This window comes from Periweissella fabalis (assembly GCF_012396505.1).
Taxonomy (GTDB): domain Bacteria; phylum Bacillota; class Bacilli; order Lactobacillales; family Lactobacillaceae; genus Periweissella; species Periweissella fabalis.
Genome location: NZ_JAAXPN010000002.1, coordinates 183,027 through 203,577, shown reverse-complemented (window position 1 = coordinate 203,577; position 20,551 = coordinate 183,027). Strand labels below are relative to the sequence as shown.

At 37.1% G+C, this 20,551-nt stretch carries 21 protein-coding genes; 5 read left to right on the top strand and 16 right to left on the bottom strand.

The window, feature by feature from the left end; translation table 11 throughout:
* Positions 1-61: 61 nt before the first annotated feature.
* On the bottom strand, positions 62-526 hold the full coding sequence (locus HF964_RS03940) for an 8-oxo-dGTP diphosphatase (RefSeq protein ID WP_168721759.1): 465 nt from the start codon (positions 524-526) through the stop codon (positions 62-64).
* 141 nt (positions 527-667) lie between these two features.
* Here HF964_RS03940 and HF964_RS03935 point away from each other — a divergent pair, with 141 nt between their 5' ends.
* Positions 668-997 (top strand): VOC family protein, encoded by a 330-nt coding sequence (locus HF964_RS03935; protein ID WP_168721758.1) that lies wholly within the window; start codon positions 668-670, stop codon positions 995-997.
* Positions 998-1,133: 136 nt separating this feature from the next.
* Positions 1,134-1,388 (top strand): NUMOD4 domain-containing protein, encoded by a 255-nt coding sequence (locus HF964_RS03930; protein ID WP_168721757.1) that lies wholly within the window; start codon positions 1,134-1,136, stop codon positions 1,386-1,388.
* A 56-nt stretch (positions 1,389-1,444) separates the two neighbouring features.
* On the opposite strand, the gene HF964_RS03925 is transcribed toward HF964_RS03930, so the two are convergent.
* Positions 1,445-2,386 (bottom strand): alpha/beta hydrolase, encoded by a 942-nt coding sequence (locus HF964_RS03925; RefSeq protein WP_168721756.1) that lies wholly within the window; start codon positions 2,384-2,386, stop codon positions 1,445-1,447.
* Between the two features lie 169 nt (positions 2,387-2,555).
* Between HF964_RS03925 and HF964_RS03920 the strand changes: the two genes are divergently transcribed.
* Genes HF964_RS03920 through HF964_RS03910 form a run of 3 tightly spaced genes read left to right on the top strand, consistent with a single transcriptional unit; the run spans position 2,556 to position 5,646 of the window.
* Positions 2,556-4,364, top strand: a complete 1,809-nt coding sequence (locus HF964_RS03920; RefSeq protein WP_168721755.1) for a M3 family oligoendopeptidase — start codon at positions 2,556-2,558, stop codon at positions 4,362-4,364.
* Between the two features lie 12 nt (positions 4,365-4,376).
* The gene (locus HF964_RS03915) at positions 4,377-4,784 is read left to right on the top strand and encodes a helix-turn-helix domain-containing protein (protein WP_168721754.1); all 408 of its coding nucleotides are present in this window, start codon (positions 4,377-4,379) and stop codon (positions 4,782-4,784) included.
* 19 nt (positions 4,785-4,803) lie between these two features.
* Positions 4,804-5,646, top strand: coding sequence for an SAM-dependent methyltransferase (locus HF964_RS03910; RefSeq protein ID WP_168721753.1), 843 nt, complete (start codon positions 4,804-4,806; stop codon positions 5,644-5,646).
* A gap of 188 nt (positions 5,647-5,834) precedes the next feature.
* On the opposite strand, the gene HF964_RS10105 is transcribed toward HF964_RS03910, so the two are convergent.
* The 14 genes from HF964_RS10105 to HF964_RS03845 all read right to left on the bottom strand — a co-directional run bounded on the left by HF964_RS10105 (position 5,835) and on the right by HF964_RS03845 (position 20,473).
* Positions 5,835-6,296 carry a M13-type metalloendopeptidase gene (locus HF964_RS10105; protein WP_420850124.1) on the bottom strand — a complete coding sequence of 154 codons (462 nt, stop codon included), beginning with the start codon at positions 6,294-6,296 and terminating at the stop codon, positions 5,835-5,837.
* Positions 6,227-7,648 (bottom strand): M13 family metallopeptidase, encoded by a 1,422-nt coding sequence (locus HF964_RS03905; protein ID WP_420850121.1) that lies wholly within the window; start codon positions 7,646-7,648, stop codon positions 6,227-6,229. The genes HF964_RS10105 and HF964_RS03905 overlap by 70 nt, the downstream gene beginning before the upstream one ends.
* 174 nt (positions 7,649-7,822) lie before the next feature.
* Positions 7,823-9,604 carry an ABC transporter substrate-binding protein gene (locus HF964_RS03900; protein ID WP_168721752.1) on the bottom strand — a complete coding sequence of 594 codons (1,782 nt, stop codon included), beginning with the start codon at positions 9,602-9,604 and terminating at the stop codon, positions 7,823-7,825.
* A 296-nt stretch (positions 9,605-9,900) separates the two neighbouring features.
* On the bottom strand, positions 9,901-11,697 hold the full coding sequence (locus tag HF964_RS03895) for an oligopeptide ABC transporter substrate-binding protein (protein WP_168721751.1): 1,797 nt from the start codon (positions 11,695-11,697) through the stop codon (positions 9,901-9,903).
* Between the two features lie 245 nt (positions 11,698-11,942).
* Positions 11,943-12,887, bottom strand: coding sequence for an ABC transporter permease (locus HF964_RS03890; RefSeq protein WP_168721750.1), 945 nt, complete (start codon positions 12,885-12,887; stop codon positions 11,943-11,945).
* A gap of 15 nt (positions 12,888-12,902) precedes the next feature.
* Positions 12,903-13,862 carry an oligopeptide ABC transporter permease gene (gene opp4B / locus HF964_RS03885; protein ID WP_168721749.1) on the bottom strand — a complete coding sequence of 320 codons (960 nt, stop codon included), beginning with the start codon at positions 13,860-13,862 and terminating at the stop codon, positions 12,903-12,905.
* 1 nt (position 13,863) lies between these two features.
* On the bottom strand, positions 13,864-14,823 hold the full coding sequence (locus tag HF964_RS03880) for an ABC transporter ATP-binding protein (protein ID WP_168721748.1): 960 nt from the start codon (positions 14,821-14,823) through the stop codon (positions 13,864-13,866).
* A 23-nt stretch (positions 14,824-14,846) separates the two neighbouring features.
* Complete coding sequence (locus HF964_RS03875; RefSeq protein ID WP_168721747.1) at positions 14,847-15,836, bottom strand: ABC transporter ATP-binding protein; 990 nt, start codon at positions 15,834-15,836, stop codon at positions 14,847-14,849.
* Positions 15,837-16,072: 236 nt separating this feature from the next.
* A complete protein-coding gene (locus HF964_RS03870) occupies positions 16,073-16,741 on the bottom strand; it encodes an amino acid ABC transporter permease (protein ID WP_168721746.1) in 669 nt (222 codons plus the stop codon).
* A gap of 14 nt (positions 16,742-16,755) precedes the next feature.
* Positions 16,756-17,391: an amino acid ABC transporter permease gene (locus HF964_RS03865; RefSeq protein ID WP_168721745.1), complete on the bottom strand. Its 636-nt coding sequence runs from the start codon at positions 17,389-17,391 to the stop codon at positions 16,756-16,758.
* Entirely contained in the window at positions 17,384-18,223 is an 840-nt protein-coding gene (locus tag HF964_RS03860) for a glutamate ABC transporter substrate-binding protein (RefSeq protein WP_168721744.1), read from the bottom strand. The genes HF964_RS03865 and HF964_RS03860 overlap by 8 nt, the downstream gene beginning before the upstream one ends.
* A gap of 33 nt (positions 18,224-18,256) precedes the next feature.
* Complete coding sequence (locus HF964_RS03855; protein WP_168721743.1) at positions 18,257-18,994, bottom strand: amino acid ABC transporter ATP-binding protein; 738 nt, start codon at positions 18,992-18,994, stop codon at positions 18,257-18,259.
* A gap of 177 nt (positions 18,995-19,171) precedes the next feature.
* Entirely contained in the window at positions 19,172-19,969 is a 798-nt protein-coding gene (locus tag HF964_RS03850; protein ID WP_168721742.1) for a DUF6681 family protein, read from the bottom strand.
* A gap of 21 nt (positions 19,970-19,990) precedes the next feature.
* Positions 19,991-20,473 (bottom strand): hypothetical protein, encoded by a 483-nt coding sequence (locus tag HF964_RS03845; RefSeq protein ID WP_168721741.1) that lies wholly within the window; start codon positions 20,471-20,473, stop codon positions 19,991-19,993.
* Positions 20,474-20,551: the final 78 nt, after the last annotated feature.

Here is a 20,551-nt window from a genome sequence, read left to right as displayed (position 1 = left end):
TTAATATTCTACGCTTTTTTGATTCTAAAAACATAATTTACTTTCTAAAAAAAAGTAAATTTCACTGCCAAATAGTTTGCCAAATTCCATTTGTATCTTTATCTTTAAGTGCTAACGCCGATATTTCAGGGTTATCAAAAACCGGGAGCATCTCTTTAAAGGTTTTTGGCAATACGTAGTTATCAAGTTGTTTACGTGTTGTCCAAAATATATCCCCTTCTTTTGATGCGTTAATTTCACCACTAAACTCTGTTGCTTTGAACAAAAAGACAATATAGCGTGCCCCATCATTTAAAGGCCACTCTTTAATACCAACTAGTTTTGGATTATAAATTGTTAATCCTGTTTCTTCGTATACTTCGCGGTACGCTGATTCAACAATTGTTTCATTAAGCTCAACATGGCCATCAGGAAAAGTTACGCCCGGCCACTTAGGGTTTTTTCGATCTTCAACTAAAATTTGATTAGTTTGTAAGTCTTCAATCATTATCATATTGGTTATTTCAATTGCCTGATATCGAGTCATCACTCATACCTCTTTTTTAGATTTGTACTTTATTCTACCGAAACTTATTAAATTAGCAAATTATCTAAAAAGAATCTTCGCGCCACTTTAAGATTTTGAATGCTATACTAGTTATAGATTATTTTTTGTAAGGAGCCTTTAATGAAGCCAAAGAAAATTAGTACCCATTCAATTCCTGTCAGCAATCCAGCGCGGGCCTTTCGTTTTTTTCACGAAGTTTTTGATGTCCCCGCGTTTGAAGAAACCAATGAAAACAAATACTTAGTCCTCGAACAAGAACGCTTAAACTTTGTTCCTGGTGAACCAATTGAATTAGAATTAACGGTAAAGGATCATTTTGAAACTGTCCAAAATCATCTTGCAAGCTACTATGTAACTATCTTAATGATTGAAGAAGCACGATTAAACAAAATGATTATTACTATTGAAGACTTTGAAAAGAATAAAATACGAATAATTTGCAATAAATAAACACAATTTTTACATTTTTACAAACTATTGAGGTTAAATGATTTGAAACGTTCGTATTCAAGCAGTATAATGGTCTTACCAAAGTTACTTTGGGTTAAGATTCTACCAAATTGAATACAATATGGAGCGTTTTGATATGGAAAATTTGCGGGCAATCCCTGGTTTTGAAGGCCATTATGGCATGAACAGTACTGGTGAAGTCTACCGACTATCAACGGTTGATCAGCGTGGTCATAAACGAAATGAGCGCTCACTCAAAGCAAGTGTGCATGGACGTGGCTATTTATACGTTCGTCTCAGCCTTCATGGTGAAAGAAAGATGTATAGCTTGAATACTTTAATTCGGAAAACTTATCCTGAAGTTACTAATTTATTGAGCATTGTTTCATAATTAGAAAAATTATTAATAAAAACCACGGAAACTTTTATCCCGTGGTTTTTTTATGTTTATTGAAAATAACGATCTAAGAAACTTTGTACCTTACCTGCATATTTAACAGGATTCTTTTCAAATGACATTGCATGTGCCGCACCTGGCACTATCCACAATTCTTTTGGTCCTTGTGTTGCTTCGTAATTTTTATATGCCATTGCAGTTGGAACAAATTTATCATCACCACCATGAATGAACAACATTGGTAAGTGATTTTTGTGTAATTGAGCAACTGAACTAGCTTCACCATACGTATAGCCAGCACGTAATTTTGAAATTCCAGAAACAATATCAACTAGTGGAAAACGTGGGATAACTGGCAAATTGTACATTGATTTTGCTTGAAAATCAATTTCATTTTTAACCGTGTCATAACCACAATCTTCAATAAAAACTTTAACGTTATTTGGTAGCTTTTCACCTGCCGTCATCATCGTTGTTGCGCCACCCATTGAAACTCCAAACATCGCAATCTCAACTTGAGGATTTTTCTCAACAACTTGATTAATCCAACGAACATAATCCTTGCGATCAGTCCAACCAAACCCAATTAAATTTCCATCTGATTGCCCAGCTGCACGATCATCTGGTATCAAAACATTATAACCAAGGTTTAAAAACATTTGCCCATACATGGCCATTCTAGCTTTATTTCCAGCAAAGCCATGTGCTATTACAACCGTTTTATTAGTCTTAATTGGATTAGCTACATACCATGCATCCAACTTCAAACCACCGGGCGTTGTTTGGTGCCACACTTCTTTATGTTGCTTATTAAATTTAGCATCATAGCTAAATGTGGGATTATTTTTCTTAATGACTGCACTTTTGATGAATGTTTTAGGTGCACGCACTTCAGCCACATGAAAAAAATACATGCTACTTGCAACTAAAGTAATTGCGATAATAGCCACAATTCCTACTATCCAAGTAATAATTTTTCTTGTTTTACTCATTATTATTGAACTTCCTTCAATTTTTAATTTCTATTTCAAATAGTTTACTATATTAACAATATTCAAAACATTATACATTAATCTATGCTTTCATTCCAGTTGTAATTAAATGTTATTTATGTTCATTAAAATGTTATAATAATTCTAATTAATTAATGGAGGATTACACATGACTTATTCACAGAACTGGGATTTAGATAGCATTTTTCCTGGTGGTGTTAACTCACCTGAACTTGCACAAAAATTAGAATTACTTAAAGCACAAATTAAAAATTTTGCAGATGCTGTAACAAATTATGTAGTCAGCAATGATGATGCCGATTTTACTAATTTTGTTAATTTAACTACTCAAGGCCAGACCATTGAAGCTGGTTTACTACAAGTAAATGTTTTCATCACTGCCTTGATTTCTGATGACTTCACGAATACTACCCTCAGTGCTAAAGCTAGTGTGATTAATGCGTTAGAAGCAAGTTATGCTAAGCCTAGCTCACAATTCAAAAAATTACTAGCAACCATTGATAATACTACTTGGACGACAATTCTTGCCTTACCAACTTTACAAACCATTGATTTTGCTTTGAATGAAATGCGCCAAGAAGCCAATGAATTATTAGATGATACTACTGAAGAACTTTTAACCCAATTAAGCCTTGACGGTCTTAACGCATGGAGCAGTCACTATGATACCATTGCCGCTGGTCTAACTATGCCCTTTACGGATGAAAATGGTGAAACTACGACGATTTCAGCTGGTCAAGCGCTTAATCACCTTGAAGGTTATCCGGATCCAAAAGTCCGGGCTAACTTATTGGCGGGTTATGAAAACATGTGGGGCCAAGCTGATGGTTTAGTTGCTGATACTTTAAACCACTTAGCCGGGGCTCGCTTAACAAATTATAAAGCCCATGGCGTAACTGACTTTTTGAAAAAACCGCTTGAATTAAACCGCATGAGCCAAGCAACATTAGATACGATGTGGCAAGTTGTTAGTGATAACAAGGAAATGTTAACAAAGTACTTTGCCCGTAAAGCTCAATTAATGGGTAAGCAAGCACTTGGATTCCAAGATATTTATGCACCCGTTCATGTCGGTGAATTTACCAGTAAAGACCTTTCATACGATGATGCGGCAGAATTTATTATGGATAACTTTGCACAATTTTCACCTAAAATGGCTGCTTTAGCAAAAACGGCTTTTGAAAAACGCTGGATTGAATCAGAAAACCGGCCGGGTAAACAACCTGGTGGATACATGGAAAGTGTTCCTGAACTCGGTGAATCACGGATTTTCTTAACCTTTACGGGTTCACAAAATGATGCCGCCACCATTGCCCACGAACTTGGCCATGCTTTCCACAGCTCGGTTTTAACTGATTTACCATTCTGGCGTGGTAACTATGCGATGAACGTGGCTGAAACAGCGTCAACATTTGCTGAATTAGTGGTTAACGATGCTAAAGTTAAAGCAGCTACTAACGATGCTGAAAAAGTAACTTTACTTGATGCTAAGTTAAACAATCCAGTCGCTATGTTTATGAATATCCATGCCCGCTATTTGTTTGAAACTAAATTCTACAAGTTACGCCAAGAAAAAGTGCTTACCCCTGATGAATTAAGTACTTTAATGGATGAAGCCCAACATGAAGCGTTCGCTAACAGTCTTGAGACTTATCATCCTCACTTCTGGGCAAGTAAGCTTCATTTCTACATTGACAACGTGCCATTCTATAACTTCCCATACACCTTTGGATACCTCTTTAGTTTAGGAATTTACGCTAAAGCACAATCAACTGATAACTTCGAAGATCAATACATTGCGTTATTACGTGATACCGCTAATATGTCAACTGAAGAATTGGCCCAAAAACACTTAGGGGTTGACTTAACGCAACCTGACTTCTGGCAAGCTGGTGCAGACTTAGTTGCTAAAGATATTACTGAATTCTTAGCACTCACTGAACAATTTGTATCATAGGAGGATGATTGGATGTTCCCAGAACGCTTACGGGCACTACGCCGGGGCCGCCATATCACCCTTGAAACACTCGCTGAAACTCTAAATGAACATCTCAGTGCCGATGAAAAACCTAATACGGCTTCCCAAATTGGTAATTGGGAACGTGGTATTCGGACACCATCCTATATTGAAGTTAAAAAAATTGCCAATTATTTTAACGTCTCATTAGACTATTTGGTTGGCCATTCGCAATCCACTGAAATTGATTTAGCGATGTTGTTTTTATCTGAGAGTTTGTTATCCTTTAATAAAGAGCCCCTTGATAATCAAGACCGCTATGAAATTTTTCAATTAATCGATGGCTATTTGCATGGTAAATCAAGCCGTCAAAATGCGGTCCCAATTAATCATCAAGAAGCACTTGATTTAGACTTTTAATAAATTTTAGGATATTAATATGCAGCCCAAAAAGCTTAAAAAATTAAAAAAACAATTTAAACCAGAAACCACTTTTACGTCTAGTTACCTTAGCCGCATCGTTGGTTATCAAAAATTATATGATGCAATTTTGCCAATTAAATTATTACTTAATCACATTTTAAATGCTGATCATCGTTTGCAAAATGGCCTTGAACCACAACCATTACCACCATTATTACTTCCCGATAACATTCAAGATGTAATCTATGAATATGTTAATCAACAGTATGCCCCAAAAGATCCGCGTGGGGATGCACTCTGGGAGCTATTAATTAATCCACTGGCCGATTTAGATCATGACTTACGTGATTTTCGGGATTATTTATCAAGCCAATATGGGATGTGGGCGTATACCAATGCCGTTTTCTTACAAGACTTGAGTACCTATTTAGCAGGTGCGCCCGTTTTAGAAATCATGGCTGGCAATGGTTATATTTCAGCTGGTTTACGGGCCCGTAATTCGAGTCAGTTAATTTATACCACTGACGATACTAGTTGGCTTAATGAAAATGCGACAGGTAAGCATCCTGTCACTACGATTGAACCATTAGATGCCCTAGCAGCTATTGATAAATACGGTAACCAAGTAGCATATGTCATTATGTCATGGTCACCGGATGGTCTTGACATTGATTGGCAAGTTCTCCAAAAATTACGAACTAAATATCCATTAGTTAAGTTCCTAGTGATTGGTGAAAAAGATGGTGCCACTAATTCCACCATTTTCTGGCAAAATGCTGATTTGACACTAGTGCCAGAATTAAATGTCTATTATCAATCTTTTGATTTGATTAATGAACAAGTCTATTTGGTTAAATAACCATTAGCATACTAAAACAGGCTGAAGATGACATCTTCAGCCTGTTTTAGTATGCTATGGCGCTATGGCGTTACTTAAACGCGCTCCAAGTTCCAGAAGGTTCAGCTAACCCAATCTGCACTAATGCTAAACCCGCATTATTTGCAACTTAGTGTTAGCCACCACCTTCTAACGACACTTGTCGCACTCTACCAGATTTGGACCCGGTCTTCTGGTGCCCGCCACATCTTATCTGCTGGCGTCACATCAAAAGTCGTAAAGAAATCAGCAAAGTTCGTCACTTGGACATTAGCTCGTAAGCGTGCGGATGCATGGACATCAACTTTTGAAAGTAACTTCATATATTCCTTTGAAGCATTCATGCGCCAAACCGTGGCCCAGTTAGTAAAGAAATCAGTTAAACTAACTTCATCTTCACCCTTAGCGGCTTCAAGGGCGACACTCATCCCCCCAACATCAGCGACGTTTTCAGAGACGACTAACTTACCATTAACCGTGGCCCCGGCACTATCAAGGCCATCAAATTCTTTAACCATCGCGTCAGTCCGTGCTTCAAAGGCGTGAGAAATTTCATGAGCAATTACCGCCCCAATCCCACCATAGTTTGCGGATTTACTTTGCTCCAAGCTATAGAATGGGGCTTGTAAAATTGCAGCTGGGAATACGATGATATTGTGGAATGGGTGGTATAATACGCATTAACCATATCAGCGGGCATTTCCCATTCAGTTTTATCCGGTGCTAATTTAAATTGTGAAAAGCTATGAGCCACTTGAATAGCACGGAAACGTAGTGCATTGGCCAATAAACCAGCTTGTTCATCAACCACAAATAAGGTGTAGCGGGCTGGAATTACATCCGGATAACCAACATTTAAGCCAATTGTTGATAATTTCAAGATGGCTTTTTGCTTGGTTGCTTCCCCTAGCCAAGTATTACTTTCAAGGCATTCTTGATAGACCCCAATCATTTTTTTGACCATATCAAGAACATCGGCTTTCGCTGCTTCACCAAAGTACTTGCGGCCATAGTAATCCCCAACCACCGGACTAAAGGCAGCGTGGGCTAAATTAAAGGCCGCTTTCTCAGCCGAGCGGGCTTCAGCTGTCCCACTCAAAGAGCGACTAAAAGCACCGTTAGCAATCCGAATATCATCACTTAAATAACTTGCTAAATCTGAAACTACTCCCAAGATTAAGGTCGCTTTAATGCCCGCAAAATTGTCTTCATTAACAATTTTGTCGTAATTTTGCCAGAAGCGAACATCGGTGACATTAATCATCGTTGGGGTCGCATCAATTAATTCGGGCACCAGCTTCGCAATATCAATGTGACGCGCTTGTTGCGTAAATTCAGCAAAGTCTTGCGGATTATAAAGTTTCCAGTAATCACTTTTAGCTTCATTTGAAAGCACATATTGGGCGACTAATTTATCAAATTCAATTGCTTGTTGGACAATCTGGTGGGCTTCTTCAGTGGCATATCCATATTTTTCAAGTAATGGTACATAGCTGTTTTCCAATAATTGGAAGAGTTCAACACTATCACCACCCTCTTCGTAATAGGTTGTATCAGGTAACAACGTCCCCATCGCATCAGCTTGTAAAATATTACGCGATGTATCTTTCATATCTTGATCAACATACACCGGTAAAATGGCCGTTGGTAAGCCAGCTAATTTCAATTCCACAAGGTGGGCTTGTAAATCAGCTAATGAGTTGAGCTTTTCATATTTTTCTAAAATCACTTTGGCTGGTTGGGCGCCTTGGGCATTCCGAGTCTCCCAATCACTTGTTAACCGATAATACTTAATAAATTCCCCCAACATGCCGGTTGCAGAATCATCCTTGAGCATTGCTGCAAAATCAGCTAGTTCTTGTTGCTCAATTTTAATGTCAATTTCGTCAAACGCCCCAATGCGAGGACGATCAGCTGGAATTTCTGTATTAGCTAGCCAATCCGCGTTCACGTGTTCGTACAAATCGTCTTGAATCTTAACCATATAAAGATACCCTCTTTTCCATAGTGAAATTGTGTCGGTAGTAATCACATCTTAAAACAAAACCGGATTACCTGTTAGCAGATAATCCGGTTTTAAACGGTCTGTGAAGAATAAATGAGTATTCTCTAACTACTTATTAATAGTTTGGCACAGTCTGTAATATTAAGCTAGTAATTATTTCGTTGCATCGGCAGTGACTCCAACATTAATCCAACGGGTGTTATTTTGTGCATTGTCGTTGGTCCAACCAGTTACTCGCTTATTAATTGGATACCAATCAATAGAATATGAAGTTGGAATAACGAAAGCCTCTTTTTGCATGTACTTTTGCATGTCATAGAAGGCTTTTTGACGTACTGCTGGATCAATTTTGTTCAAGATACTGGTAAACTCGGGACTAACAAAGTGGCCAAAGTTACTTTGGGTTCCTGGTCCAAATAATGAAATCAATGATGGGTCAGTCGTGTCAGCCCAACCACCAATCGTCAAATCCCAATCATTACTAGTTCCACTTTGCATTGTTTGTGCCCACGTATTAAAGTCGGTTAGGCGATCGTGATATAAAACAACATCAACCCCAATCTGTTTCCATTGTTGAATGTAGTTTTGTGCAATTGCTTGTGCATTTGCGTTGCCTGAACGGGCCATAAAGACTAACTTAAATGGTTTACCATTCGTATTCAAACGATATTCATGCTTTGAATCCCACTTAAAACCAGCCTTATCAAGAAGATTATTAGCTTTCTTAATGTCTAATGGGAAACCTTTAACTGATGCGTCATGGGCATCTTTAAATGGTGGCACAATAACAGTATTAGCTCGCGTTTGTAAACCATAATTGAATTTCTTGTTAACTTGATCAACGTTCATCGCATACCCCATCGCTTGGCGGAGTGCTACATTTTGTAATGGGGTTTTCCGATCTTGGACGTTAACTGATTTGCTTGTATCATAATGCCCTAAATTATAGCTTAAGTAGTAAAATGACAAAGATTGGTGCCCAGTTTGAACATAATTATCTAACTTCTTAATTGTAGGGTAAGCAGTAGCCGGAGTCTGATAGGCAACATCATACTTTTTGTCTTTTAATGCAGCCGCAATAGTTGATGTTGATACAACTGTTGTCACAATCTTTTTAAGCTTAGGTTTTTGACCATACCAGTATGGGTTGGGCACATATGATACTGATTGGCCAGCAACCACGTTAGCAACTTTATATGGACCATATGAGAGTGGTGTTTGCCGAATTTGCTTTGACCCAGCTAAATCCCCGGGTTTAATATCTTTTAAATAGTGATATGGTTCAGCTGATTCAAGGTAATAACCTGAACCAGAATTCCACATACCGGGGGTTAAATGATTAAATTGAATTTTAATTGAATTCCCATTTTCACCATCGGGATATGTAATTCCTGAAATAGTCTTTGTTTTACCTTCATGGAAATCTTTTAAACCAACAATATCAGCTAATGAATCCGTATAAAGCTGTGATTGATAGGCATTATTTGCAATAATTTCATATGGAAATTCTAAATCTTTCGCTTTAACTGGTTTTCCATCTGACCAGGTTAAACCTTTATGTAAAGTAATTATCAATGATTTATCTGCTTTATTAATTTTAAGATTAGCTTGGCCACCATCAACTATCTTAAATTGGCCATCTGTCTTAAAAAGTGTCCCATAGACCCCTGACATCGGTTCAGTTAAGAATTGGTCAACTTGATCTTGTTGTAAGACAGGTGCAAAAATTCCTTGAAATGGTGTATCTTGAACCATTGCAATGTTTAGAATTCCATCCTTAACAGATTGTGCCTTATTATCATAGGATAACTTTAGGTTCCCAGTTGATGCTGTAGGTGTATTGGCTGCACTTTTACTTCCACACCCAGCTAATACTACTGAAAATAATGCTACTGCAGCTGCTAAGCCAGTAAAATATTTCGTTGATTTTTTCATATTTTTGTCCCTGTACTTTCATCATATTTACTTAGCGATTACTATTTAACTTTTGGTATCCCTTGAGCTATGTTCAATATATTAGCACCTTAACCAAAAATTGCAATCTTATTTTAATCTAATTCTCACTTAATGATTATTAATTCTAATAAAAATCCTACAAACCTTGTTTTAATAAGCCTCATTTAATTTATCAAGAATCTAAATATTTGCTTAATATTAAATTTATAAAAACATAATTAATGATATGCACAAAAAAACAAGTATTGCTTACACAATACTTGTTTTAGATATTATTATTTAGTTGATTCAGATGAAACACCAATATTAGCCCAGTAGTTCAAACCATTATCGTTGGCATTTGACCAACCAATAACCCGCTTATTAACTGGGAACCAGTCAAGTGAGAATGATGTTGGAATGACAGCTGCTTGATCTTGCATGTATTGTTGGTATGCGTAGAAGGCTTTTTGACGAACCTTAGGATCAATTGCGGCTGGAGCATCGATAGCATCAAGTAATTTAGTCAACTTAGGTGTAGTAAAGTGACCGAAGTTATATGGAGCTCCCTTTGAATAAAGATCCATTTGTGAAGGGTCAGAAGAAACTGACCATGCCCCACCGGTGAAGTCCCAATCATTGTTGTTTCCGCCTTGCATGATTTGACCCCAACTATTGAAGTCCGTCAAACGGTCGTGGTAAAGGGCCACATCAACCCCAATTTGTTTCCATTGTTGAATGTAGTTTTGTGCAACAGCTTCTGCATTGGCATTACCTGAACGAGCCAAGTAAACCAACTTAAAGCTCTTACCTTCTGGAGTTTTACGGTATTCATGCTTTGAATCCCACTTGTAACCAGCTTTATCAAGGATGCTATTAGCCTTCTTGATATCCAATGGATAACCCTTAACTGAAGGATCGTTAGCTTCCTTGAAGACCGGTACAATCGTTGAGTTAGCACGAGTAGCAAGACCGTTGTTAAACTTCTTGTTTACTTGGTCAACATTCATTGCGTAACCCATTGCTTGCCGAAGGGCTTTATCTTGCAATGGCGTCTTACGGTCTTGAACGTTTTCTGACTTCTTAGTGTCATAGTGTCCTAAGTTAAAGGCAATGTATGAGAATGAAAGTGATTGATCACCAGTTTGTACGTAGTTCTTTAATCCTTTAACAGTTGGATAAGCCGTTGATGGCATCTGAAAAGCTACATCATACTTCTTAGACTTCAAAGCCTCAGCTGCGGTGGCAGTTGAAACAACAGTTGAAGTAATTTGCTTAAGTTTTGGTGTAGGACCTTTCCAGTATGGGTTTGGTACGTAAGTTACTGATTGACCAGCAACAACTTTAGAAACTTTATAAGGTCCAAAAGCAAGTGGTTCTTGACGCACTTGTTTAGAAGCAGCTAAATCAGCTGGCTTAACATCCTTCAAGTAATGGTATGGTTCAATAGATTCAATATAGTAACCAGAACCTGATTGCCACATACCAGGTGTCATGTGATCAAATTGGATTTTAATTGAGTTACCATTTTCACCATCTGGATAAGTGATTCCTGAAATTGTTTTGGCTTTACCATTGTGGTAGTCAGCCAAACCTTTGATATTTGCTAGTGAATCAGTATAGCGTTGTGATTGATAAGCTGGGTTAGCCGTAATTTCATAAGGAAATTCTAAGTCCTTAGCAGTTACAGGTTTACCATCTGACCAAGTAAGACCTTTACGAAGGGTAATTGTGGCTGTCTTGCTAGCTTTATCAAGTTTAAGGTTAGCTGCTCCACCATCCACGATTTTAAATGAATTAGTTGTGTTAAACAATCCAGTTCCAGTTGGTGCTTGAAGGTATGAATCTGTTAAATCGTTTGAAAGCTCAGATGCAAACACCCCTTGGAAAGGAGTATCTTGAACCATCGCAATATTTAAAGTACCATCTTTAATCGCTTTGTCCTTGTTGTTGTAAGCAAGCTTCAAAGCACCTAAAGAGGCTGAGTCTTGTGACCCTGATTGTGCGCCTTTATTACCACATCCAGCAAGCACAACAGAGAATAATGCTGCTGCCGCTGCAAGACCAGTAATATACTTAGTAGATTTCTTCATAAACTAAAACCCCATACTTTCATCATAATTACTAAAAGATTTGAAATCACCCTTCAAAGCGATTTCTTCTATGTCGATTATCTTATCATTTTAATTTCAAAGTTGCAATTCTTTTTTAATATCATTTTAATATTAAACTCATTTTAAGGCCTTTTAAATTAAAAAAGAGTCCTAAATCTTATTTAAAATAAGATTTAGGACTCTTTTTCTAATATTAGTAATTAAAGATTAGTAAATTGTAATTTTTAACCTAAGCGTTGACGAGCATCAGCAGCCCGGCGGAATACTTGCCCAACAAATGAGATACCCACACAAATTACAATAATGAAGATTACTGGTGGTAACCAAACGTACGCTTTAGTAGCCAGAACGGTTGGATCTGTTGCGGCTGAAACCATTGTCCCAAGTGATGGCGTCCCATTTGGCAAACCAAAACCTAAGAAAGAAAGCGTCGTTTCAATCCCGATGTTACCAGCAAAAGTCAAAGTTGAATCAACAATAATAATTGATGCCAAATTTGGTAAAATTTCACGAAACATGATCATAAAGTTGCTTGACCCAGACGTTTTTGATGCCCGTACGTAATCACGATCAGATTCTGATAGCACTTTTGACCGAATCAAACGGGTTGTTCCTTGCCATGCAAAGAGCCCAATAATCCAAATCAAAGTCCATTCATTATACTTAGGTACAATTGAAACTAACACGATGATGATCATGATAAATGGTAAAACAATCCAGAAATCAATAATCCGCATAATTACTGTGTCAACAACGCCACGGAAGTAGCCCGTAATTAAACCGATAATAATTCCGACAACTTGTCCAATAACTGTAATCATAAAGGCAATCAATAACGAGTTCTTCGCTGATGCGACTAACATAAGCAATTGATCACGACCTTGTTCATCAGTTCCTAAGATATGCCCCTGGGTCCCAGGAGCTAAGTATTGATCAATAATATTAACATTGGTAACAGCAGTCTTAGGAATAAAAAATGACCAGATAATTACCGTTAGGAAAAGCACTGCCAAAATAACAGCAGATACTAAGGCGACTTTATCTTTCAAAAATTCTCGTTTGATGGTCCGCCACGTAGAAGGAGCTTCAACGATTACTGCACCGTCTTTAATTTCTGGCACAGTAGCTTGTAATGATGGTTGGACTTGTGTTTCATTTTGTTCTGACATATTTACTCCTCCTTTCTATTCAATGCGAATCCGTGGATCAACCAAACTCAAGATAATATCTGAAAGTAATGATCCAAACAACGCTAAAATACCGGTAAATAAGACGATTGCCGTTACGACTGAGTAGTCACGAGATGTAATCGCTGTGATAAATAATTGTCCCATCCCTGGGTATGAGAAGACTTGTTCGATAACAACCGAACCACCGATTAAACCAGTAATTTGGAATCCCGCAAAGGCGGCAATTGGTAATAACGAGTTGCGGAAGATGTGCCGTGAATAAACTTTACTTGTTGGCACCCCTTTTGAACGGGCTGTACGAACATAGTCTTGGGACTTAGCATCAATAATTTCTGAACGTAAGTATTGAATGGTTGATGTTGTTCCTAGAATCCCTGCTAAAGCACCAGGCAAGAGCATGTGATATAAGCGTGATGAAGCTTCAGCAAAGAACCCACTTGCGTTGATGCTAACAGTCCCAGAAGTTGGAAACCAGTTCAATTGGTAGCCAAAGAAGTATAAACCAAGTAAGAATACAACGAAAGTTGGTAATCCAAAAGTAAAGTAGTTAAAAATTGCAATTCCACGGTCACGACGTGAACCATCATGACGACCAGATGTCATCCCCAATGGAATGGCCACAGCATAAGAAACAATCAATGAAAGTAATGACAACCAAACGGTATTACCAATCCGATTACCAAGCACGGTTGTAACTGGTTGCTTCAAGGTGTAACTTTGACCCAAGTTACCATGGAATAAGTTCACAATCCAATGCCAGTATTGGACATACCAAGGATCAAACAAACCAGCAGCTCGTTTCAAAGCTTCGATTTGCTTTGGATCAGTGTTAGGTCCGATAGTTCCAGAGAATGGGTCCCCAGGCATTAATTTAGCTAAGACGAACACCAAGACTGAAAGAATTACGATTTGAGGAATCATAATCAAAACTCGGCGAATAATTGTTTTCCACATATTACTTACCTGTCCCTTCTGAATTTTGTGTTGGTGGGGTTGAAACCCAGTGGGTATCTGAAATTTGATGCATTGGGTATGCTAAACCATCTTTATCATAGAAATGTGATCGCTTTTCTTGATATTCCGCTTCAACTTGCGCCCGTTTTGCTTTATTAGCTTCACGATTAGCAATATCAATTTGGGGAATCGCTGAAAGCAAACGTTTCGTGTAAATGTGTTGCGGGTTATTGTAAATATCTTCACGGGTTCCCAATTCAACGAAACGCCCTAAGTGCATAATCGCAATGTTTTCAGTCATGTGCCGCACAACCCCAAGGTCATGAGAGATGAACAAAAATGAAATCCCTAATTCTTTTTGAATCCGTTTCATAAAGTTCAACACTTGGGCTTGAATTGACAAGTCAAGTGCTGAAACTGGTTCATCAGCAATGATCAATTTAGGATTTGTTGCAATCGCTCGGGCAATCCCAATCCGTTGGCGTTGACCACCTGAGAATTGGTGCGGATATTGGTACATCGCGTTTTTTGATAAACCAACGATATCCAACAATTCAATCACGCGTTGCTTCTCACTTTCCTTATCCATTTTGTCAAAGTTACGGATGGGTTCCGCAATGATTTGGTAAATGGTCTTCTTAGGATTAAGTGATGAAAGTGAATCTTGGAAAATCATTTGCACGTCTTTGTTGTATTTCATCTTATTACGTACACTTGGTTTACTTACATCTTCACCGTTATAAATAATTTCACCACCGGTAATCTTTTCAAGGCCAACAATCGCTTTACCAATTGTTGATTTACCTGAACCTGATTCACCAACTAATCCATATGTCTTACCAGCTTCAATGGTAAATGAAATCCCATCAGCTGCGTAAACATAATCAGTAATGCGGTTCCAGAAACCTGATCGAATCGGGTAGTGAACCTTTAAATCTTTAATTTCCATTAATACTGTCATATTGCACGTCTCCTACTCACTACCTAGAGCTCATCTTTAAATTTAAATTCACGCCAACTTTCACCACGCACATAGTGGTTGGGAGCAATTTCTTTCAAGACTGGGTGGCCAACATCTGGCTTGGTCCAAGGAATCCGTGGCGCAAACAAGTCAGAATTACGATCCATATCTTTAATAGAAGGAACGGCCCCTTCAACAACATATAATTCATCACTTTCAGAATCAATGGTTGGCATTGCCCGTAATAATGAACGGGTGTATGGGTGTTTGGGATTATTAAACAAAGTTTCAACTGGTGCTTGCTCAACAATTTCACCGGCATACATAACGGCAACTGTGTCGGCCACTTCGGCAACCACCCCTAAATCGTGGGTAATCAAGATAATCCCGGCGTGGTTTTCACGTTGAATATCTTTTAATAAATCCAAGATTTGCGCTTGAATCGTAACATCCAAGGCAGTTGTTGGTTCATCGGCAATAATTAATTGTGGTTTATTAGCAATCGCAATGGCGATAATAATCCGTTGGCGCATCCCACCTGATAATTGGTGGGGGAATTGCTTAGCGACCCGTTCAGGATGTGGAATCCCAACTTGATCAAGCAATTCATGCACGCGGGCTTGCTTTTGATCTTCAGTCATATCTGAGTGAACATCTAAGCTTTCTTTGATTTGATCGCCAATGCGAATCAATGGGTTTAAGGCGGCCAATGGGTCTTGGAAAATCATCCCCATTTCATCACCACGAATATCGTTAAACTCATCTTCTGACAATTCCAAAATTTCTTTGCCTTGGAAGTTAATTTCACCGGTAACTTGCGTTGCATTCATATTGTGCAACCCAATTACGGTGGTGGCTAATGTAGACTTACCTGAACCTGATTCACCAACAATGGCTAAGACTTCATCACGGTGAAGTTCAAGGCTGACATCATCAATGGCCGTATAAAATTCACCATTAATTTTGAAAGCCACTGAAACACCGTTGATTGATAATAATGTTTCTTCCTTCATATTCAATCACTCACACTTCGTTTCAATTAGAATTTTATTAGAAATATAATATCTCAAGTTTACTAAAATTTTTCTCATAATAAAAGTATTTTTTTAATTTTATTGCTAATTAAAATAACTAAAACGCTGACAAAAGCTTTTTTAACAACATTTGTCAGCGCATCTCTTTATTATAAATTTTTTATTAAATAAGTTTTAATGGCTAGAATTAAAATTAATTTTTTACCATATTCAACCTAATGTGCCGTTTGGCTATGACGGCGGCGACCAAACCACGAACCAATTAATGATAAACAATAATTAACAATGAAGTACATCACTGCAATTGCCAAGAACATTGGTATGATATAACTATTATTTTGGCCATAAATAATTTGTGCGTGATATGTTAACTCTGGTAAGACGATAATAGTTGCCAAGGATGTATCCTTAATTAAAGAAATCAGCTGACTCACTAAAGGTGGAATCATTCGTTTATATGCTTGTGGTAACACAATATACCACATCGTTTGAATACCTGTTAGCCCATTGGCGCGCGCACCTTCACTTTGTCCACGTGGAACTGAAACAATTCCAGAGCGAACAATTTCTGCAAACATCGCTGCTTCAAAAACAGTTAATGCTGCAATTGCTGACGTCATAATATTAAGACGAACACCAAAGTTAGGTAAGCCAAAATAAGTAAAGAAAATAATCAGCAATAATGGTAAATTTCGTAGAATATCGATAACAAAACCGATTAACATTGATATTACTGGAAATTTAGCATAGCGGATCACACCCAAAATTGAACCAATTATGAAACTTAGGGCTCCAGAAATTAATGATACTTCGATAGTTATCCATAAACCTTTCAAAAGAAATATCAAGTTAATTGATGTATAAGCATTAAAAAAATTTTGCATTTTGATCCTCCCTTCTATGCTAATTTATGTTCCAAGTATCGCATGTAATAACTTAGCGGTAACGTAATTATCAAGTAAAATACACCGACAAGTATATACGTATCAATCGTATCAAAAGTTGTTGAGGCAATTTCATTACCTTGATACATCAAATCAAAGCCAGCTACAAACGCTAGAATTGACGAGTTTTTAACCAAATTAATAAATTGATTACCTAATGGTGGAATCACAATTTTAAAAGCTTGCGGTAAAATGATAATGCGCATAGCTTGCCAATAAGTTAGCCCATTGGCGCGTGCACCTTCCATTTGCCCTTTGTCCACTGACAAAATTCCCGCCCGAACTGTTTCAGCGATAAAAGCTGAGGTGTACAAAGATAACCCAATTGTACCTGCAACTAAACCATTCATCTTTATAAATTGTGTCACAACAACATAAAAAAACATTGTAACAACTAATAATGGGATATTACGAAAGATTTCGATATAAATACGGGCAACCAGATTTACAAATTTATTAGGTAAAACCTCCAAGATTGCAAATCCTGTCCCTAAGATCATTGAAATTATTAAGGCAATTATACTTGCTAGTAAAGTAATACCGAATCCATGAACAAAATCTGACCAATGCGTTGTTAAAATATTAATCATTTAATAACGTCCTCCAATCAAAACCTGGTACATTGCTGAACCATTTCTTAACTAAGCGATCATAAGTACCATCGTGATGGATTTCGTCAATAGCCTTATTGATAGCTCTTTTTAACTCTGTTTGTTTTTTATCAATGGCAACACTATATGGTTCTTTAGTAAAAGTACCACCAACGACTCGAGTATTAGGATTTTGTTCTGACATCCCATATAAAATTCCATTATCAGTTGTTAAGGCATCTCCTTGCCCCGATTTCAAAGCAGTTAACGCTTGAGCGTAATCTTGTAATTGTAAAACTCGAGCATTAGGGGCAACTTTTTTAATATTAAGAACTGAATTTGAGCCAACCGTTCCCAAAACTGTTATTCCCTTATGATTCAAATCCTTAACACTTTTTATCTTGCTCCCTTTGACGACTAACAATGACTGTCCAGCATTAAAATATGGTTTTGAAAAATCAACAATCTTGGCTCGCTCTGGTGTTCCTGTCATTGTGGCAATAATCGCTTGAATATTACCATTTTTTAGTAATGGAATTCTTGTTTGTGACGTAACTTGCACAAAGACAGGCTTTGCATTTGGTGCAATCCTTTTGGTAATTTCTTTAGCCATATCAACATCAAAGCCTTCCACCTTACCTGTTTTGATGTTCATTAAACCAAATAATCGAGTATCAGCTTTTACTCCCCAAATCATTTCTTGTTTGTCTTTGACCTGTTTGTATTCATTTTGTTTAGTTAGTGCAGTCTCATTACCACATGCACTTAATATCAAAGTCATGAACATTACTACTGTAATCAAGCCAAACCATTTATGTTTACTTTTCAACATCTAATAACCTCCTCTTCCAAATGGCTAAGCATATTAATGATTTAAAACTTGACTCAAAAATTGCTTAGCACGTTCTTCCTTAGGATTTTCGAAAAATTCCTTAGCTGGACTTTTTTCAATAATTGCTCCTTCAGCCATGAAGATTACCTGGTCTGCTACTTGTTTAGCAAAGCCCATTTCATGTGTTACTACGACCATAGTCATATCAGAATCGCGGGCAATCTTTTTCATAACCTCTAACACATCCCCAATCATCTCAGGATCTAAGGCACTCGTAGGTTCATCAAATAATAACACCTTAGGTTTCATTGCTAATGAACGAGCAATCGCAACTCGTTGTTCTTGCCCACCTGAAAGCATATCCGGATAACTATTGCCTTTATCAGACAAGCCAACCATTTCAAGTAACTTCTCTGCTATTTCTCGATTTTCTTTTTCGTCACGTTTAAGGACAATTCGTGGGGCCAACATAATATTTTCTAAAACCGTTTTATTAGCATATAGATTAAAATGTTGAAAAACCATACCAACATTTTTACGTAATATATTCATATCACTTTTCTTCTTTGCTATATTTTCCCCATATACAGTTAAATCTCCTGCTTGAATTTGTTCTAATCCATTGATGGTTCGGATTAACGTTGATTTTCCTGAACCTGATGGTCCAATTAATACAACAGTCTTACCTTCTTCAATTTCTAGATTAATATTTTTTAGTGCATGAAAATCACCATAATATTTTTCCACATTTTTAAACTCAATCATTGCCATAAAAAACCCCCTAGTTATTAAGTAGCATTGTTAAAACAGCGATATGAAATAATAAAATTTTCTTTAGCACTACCACTATTAGAAATTTTAAATTTTATTTTAACCCTTAGTTTATACGCTATATCGAATTTATGCAAAAAAAAAATTCATTCTAATTTGAATGAATTTTTTTAATTACTATTTTAGACGATAAGCAACTTCAACTTTTAACGTATAAGGATAGGCAGTTTCAATAAAGCTGCTACGCGTTAAAGTTTTCCCAAGACCACCGTTTACAATAATTGATGCCAAAAAGATATCTGAATTTTTTAAAGCAGTTGCTACATCAGCTAGACCTACTCGCGTAATTTCACCTAGCCGCATTGCTTGCATCTCATTGATACCACCATAAATAACTAAATGCGTCCCTTCCATCACCAATTTAGCAAACGGTACCGTACTACCTGGATGATTAGCATACACTGGTTGGTCATGGTTTACTACTAATAACTGACGAAGTTCATGATCAGACATTTTTTGATAATCTTGATTTATGAGCCCCATATCAAGCATTTCTTGTGATAAAGTCTGAATATTAGCGACTTCATCACTATTACTTTTAACTGCTGTTGGTAAAACTTGTTGTTCTCGGTAGACACCATTATTAGGACCAATAACTTGACTCTGTTTCTGGTTGGCTTCGGCTGCTTGTGAATTACCAACCACTTTCTCAAAATGCGGTGAAATATCAAAATGAGCCTTTTTTTCCGTAAAATAATACATGAAATTCAAGTAAATCACATACATTAAACCAACGAATGCGGCAATTAATCCAAAACCACGTAGATAACGATGTGCTGTAATAAAGCTAATTCCAATATATAGGATATACCAAACACCGCCAAAGCCAAGAACTGTATATAAACGTCCTTTAAACTTAGTATTAACATTAAAGAAACCAACATATTGGTTTAGTAAGCTTAAAATTGTTAACATTATTTCTTCCTTTCTTATATATTATTTATTAGTAGTTGAGCTACTTTGTTGTGCAGGTTGCTTTTGCGTTGCTGGTGTATCTGTACTGCTTGATTGATCAGGTGCTTGTTTAGGTTCTTTTGTATTATCATCAGACGTACTTGTTGCTGCTGAGCTTGTATCATCATTTGTTGAACTCGATTGAGAACTTGATGTAGTACTTGAGCTAATCTTTGAACTTGATTGTGTATCATTTTGATTGTCATCATTAGATGAACTTGATTGCGCACTACTTAGCGAGCTTGTATTATCACTACTTGCTTTTTCACTTGTTGAGCTAGAACTCGAAGAAGTTTTTTGTTCATCTTTGTTATTTGAAATTGGTTGACTAGGTTCCATTCGCTGTACTGGATGCCCTTGATTTGTATTTGTAACTTGGTTTACAACCACATTTGCCGCACTAAGGGCCAAAATAATTGATACTACGGCCACGGGGGTCATAAATGGTGGAGTTCGATAATTCATTTTTATATCTCCTTAAACAGATTATATAGTAGTTGCTTTTTTACATAACTTGTATAGAATAGCACCTAAAATTGATAA

Coding starts and splice junctions, on each gene's coding strand:
- HF964_RS03940 (WP_168721759.1), bottom strand. CDS start 526: ATGACTCGATATCAGGCAATTGAAATAACCAATATGATAATGATTGAA.
- HF964_RS03935 (WP_168721758.1), top strand. CDS start 668: ATGAAGCCAAAGAAAATTAGTACCCATTCAATTCCTGTCAGCAATCCA.
- HF964_RS03930 (WP_168721757.1), top strand. CDS start 1,134: ATGGAAAATTTGCGGGCAATCCCTGGTTTTGAAGGCCATTATGGCATG.
- HF964_RS03925 (WP_168721756.1), bottom strand. CDS start 2,386: ATGAGTAAAACAAGAAAAATTATTACTTGGATAGTAGGAATTGTGGCT.
- HF964_RS03920 (WP_168721755.1), top strand. CDS start 2,556: ATGACTTATTCACAGAACTGGGATTTAGATAGCATTTTTCCTGGTGGT.
- HF964_RS03915 (WP_168721754.1), top strand. CDS start 4,377: ATGTTCCCAGAACGCTTACGGGCACTACGCCGGGGCCGCCATATCACC.
- HF964_RS03910 (WP_168721753.1), top strand. CDS start 4,804: ATGCAGCCCAAAAAGCTTAAAAAATTAAAAAAACAATTTAAACCAGAA.
- HF964_RS03905 (WP_420850121.1), bottom strand. CDS start 7,648: ATGGTTAAGATTCAAGACGATTTGTACGAACACGTGAACGCGGATTGG.
- HF964_RS03900 (WP_168721752.1), bottom strand. CDS start 9,604: ATGAAAAAATCAACGAAATATTTTACTGGCTTAGCAGCTGCAGTAGCA.
- HF964_RS03895 (WP_168721751.1), bottom strand. CDS start 11,697: ATGAAGAAATCTACTAAGTATATTACTGGTCTTGCAGCGGCAGCAGCA.
- HF964_RS03890 (WP_168721750.1), bottom strand. CDS start 12,887: ATGTCAGAACAAAATGAAACACAAGTCCAACCATCATTACAAGCTACT.
- opp4B (WP_168721749.1), bottom strand. CDS start 13,862: ATGTGGAAAACAATTATTCGCCGAGTTTTGATTATGATTCCTCAAATC.
- HF964_RS03880 (WP_168721748.1), bottom strand. CDS start 14,823: ATGACAGTATTAATGGAAATTAAAGATTTAAAGGTTCACTACCCGATT.
- HF964_RS03875 (WP_168721747.1), bottom strand. CDS start 15,836: ATGAAGGAAGAAACATTATTATCAATCAACGGTGTTTCAGTGGCTTTC.
- HF964_RS03870 (WP_168721746.1), bottom strand. CDS start 16,741: ATGCAAAATTTTTTTAATGCTTATACATCAATTAACTTGATATTTCTT.
- HF964_RS03865 (WP_168721745.1), bottom strand. CDS start 17,391: ATGATTAATATTTTAACAACGCATTGGTCAGATTTTGTTCATGGATTC.
- HF964_RS03860 (WP_168721744.1), bottom strand. CDS start 18,223: ATGTTGAAAAGTAAACATAAATGGTTTGGCTTGATTACAGTAGTAATG.
- HF964_RS03855 (WP_168721743.1), bottom strand. CDS start 18,994: ATGGCAATGATTGAGTTTAAAAATGTGGAAAAATATTATGGTGATTTT.
- HF964_RS03850 (WP_168721742.1), bottom strand. CDS start 19,969: ATGTTAACAATTTTAAGCTTACTAAACCAATATGTTGGTTTCTTTAAT.
- HF964_RS03845 (WP_168721741.1), bottom strand. CDS start 20,473: ATGAATTATCGAACTCCACCATTTATGACCCCCGTGGCCGTAGTATCA.